The sequence below is a fragment of the Candidatus Margulisiibacteriota bacterium genome (assembly GCA_028715625.1).
Lineage (GTDB): Bacteria > Margulisbacteria > Riflemargulisbacteria > GWF2-35-9 > GWF2-35-9 > JAQURL01.
Genome location: JAQURL010000077.1, coordinates 1 through 11,621, shown reverse-complemented (window position 1 = coordinate 11,621; position 11,621 = coordinate 1). Strand labels below are relative to the sequence as shown.

Sequence of the window (11,621 nt, the reverse complement as noted above, 5' to 3'; positions counted from 1 at the left end):
GTATGGACAATGAAATCAACGTTTTTCTGAATAATAAATTTGATAAAGATTTCTTTGGCAGCAACACTGATCCGTTTAAAGAAATGGTTAGTCAACAAAAAGCTTTACGCAAAGCTATCAAGAACGATTTGCAAAAATCTTTGTTTGATGACCAGTTCAATGCCTGGTCCAGAGACAAGTTTGGCATAATGGATGTGGATTATCAGATAAAACAGGAAGAAACAACAAAAGATAAAATATTAGTCATTACCTTTAGCAAAGATTATGACGCGAAAAATGTAACTGTAGGAATAAAAGAAAACATAATTTCTCTGGAGGGGACAGTACAGGAGCAGTTAGCTAAAGAAAATGGGGCAGAAAAAAAATCTGAGAAGCTCTGGTCTTATTCGCATTTTCTCAGACAATTTCCAGTACCCGAAAAAGTAGATGCTGCTTCCGCGCAGATAAGCAGAGAAAAGAATAAAGTTGTAATTAAGTTCGTAAAAAGTTGAAATAAAAGAGGGGATATATGAAGGGATTTCTTTTTTAAATCGCTCTAACTTTGTAGTGCGTTAAAAAAATATTCCCGGTAACCGGTAGACACTGGCTTTTGCCTTCGTCAGTATGTTTCATTAAGTTATTCAAGTTAGAACTTACACATCCCTAGCCCCAGGCTTTGACTGCTCTTTTTATTTTATTTAGCGCGATAATTTTATTCATTTTTAACTCCTTTCTAGTATGTTTCGAGTTGAAAATCATGAGCTAAGGGTTGGGGATTATAAATCTCCAGCCATCCGGATGGTCTCGGGATTATTTCACTAAAGTCTATACCGGTAACTTCCAGGCCTTTTATTAATTCTTCCCACCTTTCGTTGACTTTTACAGCAACTTTGTTTAATTTTATTTTTGTTTCGGACCATTCTGTGTAGTATTCATTACCTTTAGGTTTTTGCAATTCTTTTGACGCAATCGTTTTATCCGATTCATTAATAAATGCCTTAAGTTTTTTTTCCAATTCCTGCCCCTGAGAGGTTAAAGCGAAGTAATCTTTAGCTTTTTTCAGAAAACTATCCGGTAAAATAGCTCTACTTAATAGCGCGATCTCAATTTGTGTCAAAATTATTGGTTGCGCAAGATCGTTTATGTTTTCTCGATATTTTTTTATATTGGGATAATGTATTTTTTCCGCATCAGCTAATTTTTTAGACAAATCTGAGCATTTATCAACCCAATATTGACTATAATCTCCACTTTTACCTTCATATGGATCCCACATGTTGCGAAGAGCCCTGTCTCTGCTATCGGTCAGGTTATCCAATATTTCCTGTTCTTCCTTAATTTTTCTTGTAAACATCTCCAAATCAGCTGTCAGTTTATTAAGTACTTTTTCCTTTTCAGTTATAGCCTTTTGAATATTCCCAATACTTGCATTAAGATTCAGAACATTAATGTTTTTTCCTATAGCTATTATTTTTTTATTCATGATCATTACCTCCTTAACTTTTTATTCAAAACCCTAAACTTTTCATAAGCATTTCATTAATTTTGTCAGCGGATTTTCCCTGCAATAAATTTGTCTCGGTGAGTATCCACATGGGGTGAATATGGCCGTCCATGTCCTTGGGGAGTTCCGTATCTTCCAGGCTTCCCAGGATTTTTGCCGCCATTTCAACATCGCTGTGGTCCGGCAAAGTATCCAGAGTATTTTTTCCGTGCAGTTCTCTGAGCGCTGAAGATAATATTTTAAAAGCTTTCCCATATTCTTCCTGAGAGAAATGATGGGCCATAATCCGATTAAATTGTTCTTCAGAAAGTTCGCCGGAATTGGCTTTGTAGCTGTTGAAGTCATTAAATGATTTTCCAGCTGAGTTCTGAGATACTGTTTCTTTTTCTACTTTTTCCGGGATATCAGCGTTTACCTCTGAGGATAATTTATTCTTCAAATAATCCTGCAGAGCCTGATAATGTGCCTCCACTTTCTCAGAAGAATGTCTCCATCCTTCTTGATGAGTCAGACAGGTCAGGACTACCTGTTCTTTTGGTGTAAGTCTGACGCTCATTTGCATAAGCGCGGGTTCGGTCAGGTCGGTAAATTTGTTAATGGATTGAACCAGAAACAACGTCATTTTTTCCAAGAGGTCCTTAGTTTCTTTTTGGCTCATGGTTGCGAGAACCTCGCCGAGAGTGGAAAATTGTTTAAACGGATAGGTTTTCAGCATTTCCTCTGACGCGAACTCATTAAATGTAGGGTTAATCGGTTTGGCCAACAATTCTTTTTCTGTAAATTTAGCTTTTTCTGATTTTTTAGCAATGACAGGGGTTACTTCTTGTGGCGCACCATTTGTATCAGTTTTATTAATATCAACAACGCCAGCTATTAATTTGTTGCTACTACCTTTTCCCTCATTACTTAAAATATTCAAAATATCCTGTCGAATATTTAAGGATAGCCCTTTTTTATTAATAATCATGTCCAGTAAATTATTAATAAATTGGTTAGTAAATATCATATCTAATCTTTGAAAATCTCTTTTCAGCCTCTGGGCAACCTGTTCCATATTGGATTCGCGTAGGTTTTTTACACATATTGTTAATGACTTAGAAACTTTTTCGTCTGGATTAGCACTTAATTTATCAACTATTTCAGAAAAAAAATCTAAGATTTCTTTTTTACTAAAATGCATGACAGTTGGCATTTGTCTGGAGATATCCGGATTAGATAGAACAACTAACATCATACCCGGGACTACAGCTTGCGATTCTTTTGATTTTGGGGATTTAGGTAAATAATAATAATGTTCACCATTGGTATGTTTGACAATAATTTGATTGCCGGATTGAGAGATATTTTGTACATGGCCCAATATAGACCAGGGACCTCTGTTTTTTTGCACTACATCTCGCATAAATTGTTTGGCTTCTTCAGATAATTTCTGGTTATTATTTATATTTTGTTTGATAAATTTTTTTAGATCGAATTTGGATGCCGGTATATTAAAATCACGATTCACCGAGCTTGTCGTAGTAAGTATAATCCTGCCTTTAATCTCGATAATTCCGGTTATCAGATTCAGATTTTCTTCAATTGAAAAGAAACCATCATTTTTGATAATATTTTTTATGAATCGCTTCCCTCTTTTTGAAAGCTCATCATTGTGATCAACGAATTTTTTTATAAATTTTTCTTTTTGTAATACAGTAGCAGGTAAATAAAAAAATGCTGTAAGCTCATCTGCACATTTAACTGTAATAGTACCACCAGCCTGCGATATCAGTGTTTTGTCAGATATTCTATTCTTTGTTGAAAAAATCGGACTGGTCAGGATTGCTGTTCTCATAAACTGTTTAGCTTTTTCAGTTAACCCCGGATTTTGTTCAACAGAGTTTTTAATAAAAGATGTTTTCTGCGCTATTGTTACGGGTAAATAATAATAATGTTCACCATTGGTATGTTTGACAGTGATTTTTCCATGATCCTCTGTTATTGCGGAAACATGACCGGGAACAGACCACGGCCCTCTCTGGCTCAAAACCAGATTTTTTATAAATTCTTTTGCCTCTGAAGTTAATCCGATATTTTCAGATAACATTTGCCTTTCTTCTAAAGCTGCCAATGCCTGTTCATGTGAATATTCCATTCGGACTGAAAAATCACTTTTTATATAACCCGAAAGTCGTATTGTATTTTTATAAGAATCAGCGATTAATTTTTTATACATAACACTTTCCCTCCTAATGAAATTTATACTTAATGAGCCATATCTATTTCCCTAATCTCTCCGTTCACTACTTCCCACATTTCGGGTTCGCCATTTTCTCTGGATATTCTGTTCTTGGATTCAGCTTCGGCTATATTTTGTTCTTCCAGGCTAGGAATATCGAACATGCTCCTCCCAAAAGGTTCTCCTATCCCCATTTGTTTATCCAGAGATTGTTGGTAATAGTATTGATATCTGCTGGTATATCCTGCAGGTATCGCGTCCTCATCAACCTCCTCCTCAGAATGCGAAAGAGAGTACAATTTATCGGTTGCCATTTCCAGATTAGATTTTCCGTACCTGGGGTCTCTGTTACTGTCAGCATATTTAATTAAATTTTGGATGATCCTGAGTTCAGGGATTATATCGTCCACAGATTTGTAAGCTTTTTGTTGAACAGTGTTATACATACTGAAATAGCTGATTTTTATATTTTTGTTTGCTGTAAATTTGACTTCTACTTTAGTGTGTTTATATCCTTCTTTTTTTAATCCTGAATTAATCAGATTTACCTGGTCCAGCAAATATTGATGTTTTTCTTTGACTGTTAGCTTATTTATTAAAGGTTCCAGGCTTTGTAATTCTTTTTTGGCTTCCTTCAGACTGGCCTCTACTTTATATATTTCGCCGGATAACCAGTTTAGAGTCGATTGTTCTTCCTTCGAAACGGAATAACTGCCTACATAAATTTTGGCGTTAACGAACGAAGAATTTTTGCTGTATAAGGAATTATTGTAAGTTTCCATATTGGTTATGCTCTCTACCAGACCATAATATTTATCCAGCATGCCTGATACATAGTTATTTGAAACACCTGATGAAACACCGGCTATAATTTTTGAATACATAGTTTTACCCTCCTATTAAAAAATAGATTGCGGAAATTACATAAAGACACAGATATACCTTTAGAGTATTGCTGGCTTAATATAATAAAATTGGGACCTTACTTAAATCGCGGGATGAGCTTCTACCTCTATATATATTAATCCAACATCAGTATGTTTTTTAAACATGTAATTTTTTTGATATATATTTTATACGTTTTAAAAAATATGATTGACCCGTTGCCAGCCAATGGGTATAGTAAAAAGATACTTTTGTTGATTGTTTTCGAAACATAATGAAGGGAGACAAATTTATGGCCACTTACCCTTTAAAAAATTTAACAATCTTTTTTCTTTTTATTACTGTTTTTTCAATAGCTCTGGAACCAGCGGATTCTATTATCAAAAAGATGGATGATCAAATGCGCGGCAAATCCAGTTATATGCAGATTACAATTACTGTAAAAAATCCGCGATGGGAGCGTAATATCAAGCTTGACGCCTGGTCTGAAGGTACAGATAGAAGTTTTATCCGCATCGATTATCCTTTTAAAGATAAAGGAATTACTTTTTTAAAGTTAAAAAATGATATGTGGCAGTATATCCCGAAAATAGAAAAGACTATAAAATTCCCTCCATCCATGATGCTGCAATCCTGGATGGGTACTGATTTTTCCAATGACGATCTGGTCAAGGAAAGTTCTATGACTACAGATTATAATCACCGGCTTCTGGAAGAAAATGACAAGTATTATAAGATAGAATCAATTCCAAAAAAAGAAGCCGCGGTAACCTGGGGCAAGATTATCCAGACGATCGATAAACAGACTGTCATTCCTCTGCAAGCAGATTTTTACGATGAAGACGGGAATTTGATCCGTGTGTTTAAATATCGGGATATAGTTCGGCTGAGTGACAGATATTTCCCGCTGACCATGACACTGGAATCAAAATCTGAAGATAAGAAAGATAATCTAACAACGATGAAATTCGACAAAATTGATTTTGCCACCCCTATACCTGAAGGTATTTTTACTTTCAAAGCTCTGAAGCAAATGTCGAGGTAGCATGTTTTTACTCATAGCCTGGCGTAATATTATCGTGAATAAAAGACGTTCCTTAATATCTATATTTTTAAGCGCTTTTTTGACCGTATTGCTTATTTTTTTTATAGCCTGGCAGGACGGCCAGCATGAAAAAATGATCCGTGATTCCATTGAGGCATATACCGGCTATGTTCAAATACAGGGCCTGAATTTTCAGAAATATCCGGATTACGAGCACCTTGTTTATAACCTGCAGGAAGTTAAACAAAAAATTAAGCATGTTCCCGGGATAAAACATAGCTCGGAACGCTTTGAAACATTTGCGTTGTATTCAGCTCAGTCCGATTCCATAGGTGGTCTTCTGATCGGCATTGTGCCTTCTACCGAACAATATGTCTCCAGATTAAAAAGATCTGTTATTCAAGGGAGATTCCTTAAAGACACTGATGGAGCAGATGTTTTGGTAGGTAAAGATATGGCCGAAAGATTAAAGATACAGATTGGAGATAAACTTACATTTATCTCTCAGGCTCTGGACTATTCTACTGCTGCGGATATTTTGACGGTTAAAGGTATATTTAATACAGCCTCAGCACTGGATTTTAACGCTGCCTTTATTAACAAAAATTATATGGACTCTCAGTTTTTATCCGACAACACAGCCAGTGCCATTGTTATAATGCCGGTAAAGAAGCAACTTTATAAACTTGATAATTTAACTGCCGCAATAAACAAGGTCTTAGATACTAAGAAAAATATCGCGGTTAGCTGGCAAACGATACTTTCCAGCCTGGTACAGCTTGTAAATATGGATTCGGCTTTCGGCTATTTATCCTATGGCATTTTGCTGGTTGTGGTTTTCTTTGTGATCATGATATTTTCCCTGATAAATATTTTCCAGAGAACAAAAGAGATAGGTGTTTTAAAAGCCATCGGCACAAAACCATCCCAAATTTTCAGGATGATCATAGGTGAATCTTTTCTATTAGGGTTTATCAGTGTAATAATCGGAGGCATTATCGGTTTGCTATTAATTTATTATTTTAATATCCATCCCATAGAAATTAAGGTATCCAAGGAAATTCTCGATCAATATAAAAAGTGGGGGATAATGGATTTTAACTTCCCAACCCTGGTGTCTTATGCGCTGGTATTGAAGGTGTGTTTTATTGTGCTGGCCATGAACATTGTAGCGGCTCTGTATCCGATTTATAAAGTTAACAGATTTAAGCCGATCGAGGCTATTAATTATATATGATAACAATTATAAAAATAGCCTATCTGAATCTTTGGCGCAGAATGACACGCACCGTTTTGGTTATTATTATGATCAGCGTAGGCCTGGCCGCAATGATTTTCTCGCACGGGCTTTATGACGGTATGGGCAAACAGATGATTTCGGATACGCTTAGGTCCAGCACCGGAGACATAGTAATTTATAAGAAAGGTTATCGTAACAGCAAATTATTATCGGACTATCTTGGGTTTTCCAAGATATACGAAATATTGCAAAAAGATCCCCAGATAACAGCCTTTGCCATGAGGTTAAAAAATGAGGGTATGGCTTCTTCTGCCAGAGGGTCACAGGGAGTGACCATTATCGGTGTTAACAAAGAAATGGAACAAAAGTTTATAAACTACAAAAAAGGTGTTGTAGAGGGTGTTTTTGATTTTGACGGAGAAAGCAGATCGGCGGTTATTGGCCAGGACCTTGCTGACAAGCTTAAACTTAAAGTGGGTGGTAAAATAGTTATCAACGCGCAATCTATGAACAAAGAACTGGTCGCGGCAAGCTTTAGGGTAAAAGGAATAATCCGGACTAATAACCCGGAAATCGACAACGGAGCGGTGTTATTAGACCTGAATGTAGTACAGAACCTTTTTCAGATGCCTGGTCAGGTGTCGGAGTTCAGCTTGCTGCTTGCCGACAAAAAAAATATTTTAGCAGTTAAAAAAAGCATTAGCCAGAAATTGCAAACCAGCGGAGAAAACATCGAAGTGTTTACCTGGGATGAGATTTATCCCAGTTTGGCTCTTTTTGACAAGATGTTCGCCTATTTTATTTATATCAGTTATATTATTGTTTTTTTGGCAGTAGCCATCGGTTTATTTAATATTCTTCTTATTTCCATTATGGAAAGGATCAAAGAATTCGGGATCATGCTCGCTGTAGGAACGCCATTCTCAACCATTAAAAAAATTATTTATATGGAATCTGTGCTTTTATCTACATTCGGCTATGCATTCGGTTCTATAGCAGGTTTTTTTGTTTTACTTTATTACAAAACATATGGCCTGGACCTAAGCATGTTTGCCGCAGGCCTCAATTCTTACGGAATGGCTTCGGTTATATATGCGGAGCTACATCCTTTTTATTTTATCGTGGCTTTTATAGCTGTTTATCTTACGGCATTTTTATCGGCTATTATTCCGGTTCGCAGACTAAAAAAATTGAGACCGGTTGAAGCGATCAGATTTGTATAGGAGGTGAGAAACATGAGTTTTGTCAGGATGGAAAATGTAAATAAGATCTATACCCAAGGTAAAAATGTGCAGACGCAGGCGCTGAATAATGTGAATCTGGAGATCAATGAAGGAGATTTTATTGCCATATCCGGGCCTTCAGGTTCTGGCAAAACCACTTTATTGAATATCGTGGGAGGTTTGGACAATCCTTCCTCCGGCCATGTTTTTTTGAATGAGATAAATATTACCCATCTCAAAGAAAAACAACTGGCCAAAATCCGGTTGAATAATATCGGATTTATTTTTCAGGCTTATAACCTGATACCTGTGTTAACCGCTTTCGAAAATATTGAATACATAATGATGCTCCAAAAAGTTTCCCCTAAACAACGTAGGGAACGGGTACAAAAGATAGCCGATGAACTGGAAATAGGTGATCTGCTGAATAAAAAACCTAATGATATGAGTGGTGGTCAGCAGCAGCGCGTTGCCGTGGCTCGTGCTGTAGTGAGCAGACCTAAACTTATCCTTGCCGATGAACCGACAGCCAATCTTGATTCTATAAACGCGGAAAAACTTTTGGAAATTATGAAAAAACTTAATGAAGAAGATAAAGTAACCTTCATATTTTCAACACATGATCCACTGGTTATGAAAAAAGCAAAAAAACAAATTGTTTTAAAGGACGGTAAAATTGTTTAAAAGATTAATACGGGTTTTTGTTTTATGTACTTTGTTTGCATTTTCTCATTCACTGGAACTTTCCAACAGCGAAACAAATTTTTTATTTTCAGTTAAAGATAACACAGCTGGTCAATATTTTTATGATTATAATCGTTTCCGCACCGAAATAAACGAACAGAGTGATACTTTTAGCTGGAAGGGAATTTTTGATCTGGAAACATTTATGGGCGAACAATATTTAAAGTCTGCCTCATATCTGGCAGCCAGACAACAACAATTAAATTTACCGTTGTACCCTTATTTATATTTAAATGACGGGCAACAATTGAATGCCCGTTTATATCTTTACCGTTTATACGGCACCTGGCAGAACGGACCGCATAATCTTACCCTCGGTATTCAGCGCATACCTTTCGGAGTCGGTCGCTTATGGAATCCCACCGACCGTTTTAATCCGGTTAACGCATTAAGTATTGAAAAGGAAGAAAGGCTGGGAGTTTTCGGACTGAATTATACGTACTATAGCGACAACCTTTCTTATTTACAACTTTTAACCAATCTTGATAATTTTGGAGCTATAGACAAATATGGGTTACGTTACAAGAGTCATTTTTCCGATATTGACGCGGCGTTTTCTTACATCATGAGTGACAGTTTCAATATGAACGGTTTGGAATTGGAAGGTAATTTGCTGAATACAGGTATGGAAGTTCGCAGTGAAATCGGTTATTTTAACGATTATGCGAACAACAATTTATATGTAAGGGGTATACTGGGCTTTGATTATGGATTCCCCAATATGGTAAGTCTGGCAGTGGAATATTATTATAATGGGTCAGGTGCAGACAATATTCTAAATTATAACAGCTCGACTCTTACTCCGGATAATCCCTATCTGGGGCGTCATTATCTGGGTGTGATGCTTAGTTATATGTTTGATCCGCTGTCTACGATAAGCACTACCGGGGTTTTAAACATACTGGACAGCAGTTTTTTTACAGGACTTACTTTGTCGCGAAGTCTGAACGACAATTTAATATTAAATTTGGGGGCCAGTTTATTCAACGGTAGTAGCGGATCAGAATTTTCAACATATTCAGGATCTTATTTTTTGCAAATAGCTATGTTTTTCTAGTTTTTGTCGTCGAAGATTTTGTCCAGCATCTTTTTATTCAGACACATTTTTATTTTTTTCAACAGGTCGTCCATCTCAAATGGTTTGGGAACATAATAGTCTGCGCCAGCGTTGTAGCCCACTTCCATATCTTTCATCATCGATTTCGCTGTAAACATAATAATAAACATTTCTTTTGTTTTTGGGTTTTTTCTGAGCTCTGAACATACAACATAACCGTTTTTCCCGGGCATCATTACATCCAGAATAACAATATCGGGTTTCAGTTTAATAGCTTTATCCAAACCTTCAATACCATTAGAGGCAGTTTCTATTGTGAATCCTTCATGTCGCAGTCTGTCCCTGAGCAGCATTCTTGTTCCGCTATCATCCTCAACTATAAGTATTATATATTTGCTTTTATCCATGGTTAATCAGTTTTTTTACATTAGCTAACATTTCGCCAGGGTCGAAAGGTTTGGTCATGTAAATATCGGCACCCACAATGAAGCCCTTATCTTTGCTAATATCTTCGTGCCTTGCGGTTAACATGATTACAGGTATGTTTTTTGTTTTGTTGAATTTGAATTTCAAATTTGAACAGACGGAAAATCCGTCTTTACCCGGCAGCATTACATCTAAAATAATCAAATCTGGAATTTCCTGCAAGGCCATTTCTACACCTTTTGAACCGTCATAAGACTGTATAATGTCGTACCCGTCAGCTTGCAACATGTCTTTTAATAAAGAAGATGCTTCTTTATTATCTTCAATAATCAGGATACGTTTTTGTTTTTTCGTAAATATCATTGTGTTTTTACAGGCAGAGTGAAAATAAAAGTGCTACCTTTGTTATATTCACTTTCCGCCCAAATTTTACCTCCGTGCAGTTCAATAATTTTTTGACAAATAGAAAGTCCCAGGCCTGTGCCGGTGGGTTTGCCCTCGGCTTCTTCCACAACCTGCCTAAACCTTTCGAAAATAACCGTTAAAAAATCCGGTTCGATGCCGATGCCCGTATCTGATATTTTGCAGGTTATAGTGTTATCTTCAAAACTGGTTATAACAGAAACTTTACCTTCAAAATTGGTAAATTTCAAGGCATTGGACAGCAGATTACGAATAACCTGCCGAATGCGCATCGGGTCCAGTTCCAGGTTCGGACACTGTCCGAGTATGGTTTCTAAGGTAATATTTTTGGTCTCAAATTGAATTTTCATATCATCCAGTTCTTTTTTTATAATATCGTTAAAGTCGGCGAGTTCGTACACCAGTTTAAAATCAGGAGAGTTGATTTTAAAAATATCCAGCAGGTCATTGACCAGAAGCATTAGGCTGCTGTTGTTATGTTCCATTATTTCCATATATTCCCTGAGTTTTTCCGGGAACTGATTATAATCGCCGGCAATACCGACTTTAATATTGCTCATAATCATGTTCATTGAGTTCAAGGGCGTGCGCAGTTCATGGCTGACATTGGAAATAAATTCGTCTTTTAATTTATCCAGTTTTTTCAGCTCTTCATTTTGTTTCTGAGTAACTTCTAAAAGTTTGATGTTTTCTTCTTTCAAATCGTATAATTTTATTCCATCATTTATAGTAAAAAGCAATTCTTCATCATTCCATGGTTTGCTGATAAAACGAAATACCTCTGATTTGTTTATGGCATCTTCCGCGGCTTTAATATCGGCGTAACCGGTTAGTAGAATTCGGATGACCTGCGGTTTTGTTTCTCTGATTTTTTCTA

12 protein-coding genes are annotated in these 11,621 nt (G+C 36.4%); 6 read left to right on the top strand and 6 right to left on the bottom strand.

What is annotated here, in order from left to right:
- On the top strand, positions 1–491 hold a 491-nt coding region (locus PHV30_10550), incomplete at its 5' end, for an Hsp20/alpha crystallin family protein (GenBank protein ID MDD5457452.1).
- Positions 492–712: 221 nt separating this feature from the next.
- On the opposite strand, the gene PHV30_10545 is transcribed toward PHV30_10550, so the two are convergent.
- From PHV30_10545 to PHV30_10535, 3 genes are read right to left on the bottom strand one after another with little or no spacing between them, the layout of a single operon-like run.
- Positions 713–1,462, bottom strand: a complete 750-nt coding sequence (locus tag PHV30_10545; protein ID MDD5457451.1) for a hypothetical protein — start codon at positions 1,460–1,462, stop codon at positions 713–715.
- 25 nt (positions 1,463–1,487) lie between these two features.
- Entirely contained in the window at positions 1,488–3,698 is a 2,211-nt protein-coding gene (locus PHV30_10540) for a hypothetical protein (GenBank protein ID MDD5457450.1), read from the bottom strand.
- 29 nt (positions 3,699–3,727) lie between these two features.
- Positions 3,728–4,585 carry a hypothetical protein gene (locus tag PHV30_10535; protein ID MDD5457449.1) on the bottom strand — a complete coding sequence of 286 codons (858 nt, stop codon included), beginning with the start codon at positions 4,583–4,585 and terminating at the stop codon, positions 3,728–3,730.
- A gap of 293 nt (positions 4,586–4,878) precedes the next feature.
- Between PHV30_10535 and PHV30_10530 the strand changes: the two genes are divergently transcribed.
- Genes PHV30_10530 through PHV30_10510 form a run of 5 tightly spaced genes read left to right on the top strand, consistent with a single transcriptional unit; the run spans position 4,879 to position 9,895 of the window.
- Positions 4,879–5,631: an outer membrane lipoprotein-sorting protein gene (locus PHV30_10530; protein MDD5457448.1), complete on the top strand. Its 753-nt coding sequence runs from the start codon at positions 4,879–4,881 to the stop codon at positions 5,629–5,631.
- 1 nt (position 5,632) lies between these two features.
- Entirely contained in the window at positions 5,633–6,868 is a 1,236-nt protein-coding gene (locus PHV30_10525) for an FtsX-like permease family protein (GenBank protein ID MDD5457447.1), read from the top strand.
- Positions 6,865–8,094: an ABC transporter permease gene (locus PHV30_10520; protein MDD5457446.1), complete on the top strand. Its 1,230-nt coding sequence runs from the start codon at positions 6,865–6,867 to the stop codon at positions 8,092–8,094. Before PHV30_10525 ends, PHV30_10520 begins: the two co-directional genes overlap by 4 nt.
- 12 nt (positions 8,095–8,106) lie before the next feature.
- Positions 8,107–8,778: an ABC transporter ATP-binding protein gene (locus PHV30_10515; GenBank protein MDD5457445.1), complete on the top strand. Its 672-nt coding sequence runs from the start codon at positions 8,107–8,109 to the stop codon at positions 8,776–8,778.
- Entirely contained in the window at positions 8,771–9,895 is a 1,125-nt protein-coding gene (locus PHV30_10510) for a hypothetical protein (protein ID MDD5457444.1), read from the top strand. The genes PHV30_10515 and PHV30_10510 overlap by 8 nt, the downstream gene beginning before the upstream one ends.
- Here PHV30_10510 and PHV30_10505 read toward each other — a convergent pair.
- The 3 genes from PHV30_10505 to PHV30_10495 form a co-directional block, all read right to left on the bottom strand.
- Positions 9,892–10,302 carry a response regulator gene (locus PHV30_10505; protein MDD5457443.1) on the bottom strand — a complete coding sequence of 137 codons (411 nt, stop codon included), beginning with the start codon at positions 10,300–10,302 and terminating at the stop codon, positions 9,892–9,894. The genes PHV30_10510 and PHV30_10505 overlap by 4 nt on opposite strands.
- Positions 10,295–10,684, bottom strand: a complete 390-nt coding sequence (locus tag PHV30_10500; protein ID MDD5457442.1) for a response regulator transcription factor — start codon at positions 10,682–10,684, stop codon at positions 10,295–10,297. Before PHV30_10500 ends, PHV30_10505 begins: the two co-directional genes overlap by 8 nt.
- A partial coding sequence (locus tag PHV30_10495) for a HAMP domain-containing sensor histidine kinase (GenBank protein ID MDD5457441.1) occupies positions 10,681–11,621 on the bottom strand: 941 nt, incomplete at its 5' end. The genes PHV30_10495 and PHV30_10500, both read right to left, overlap by 4 nt.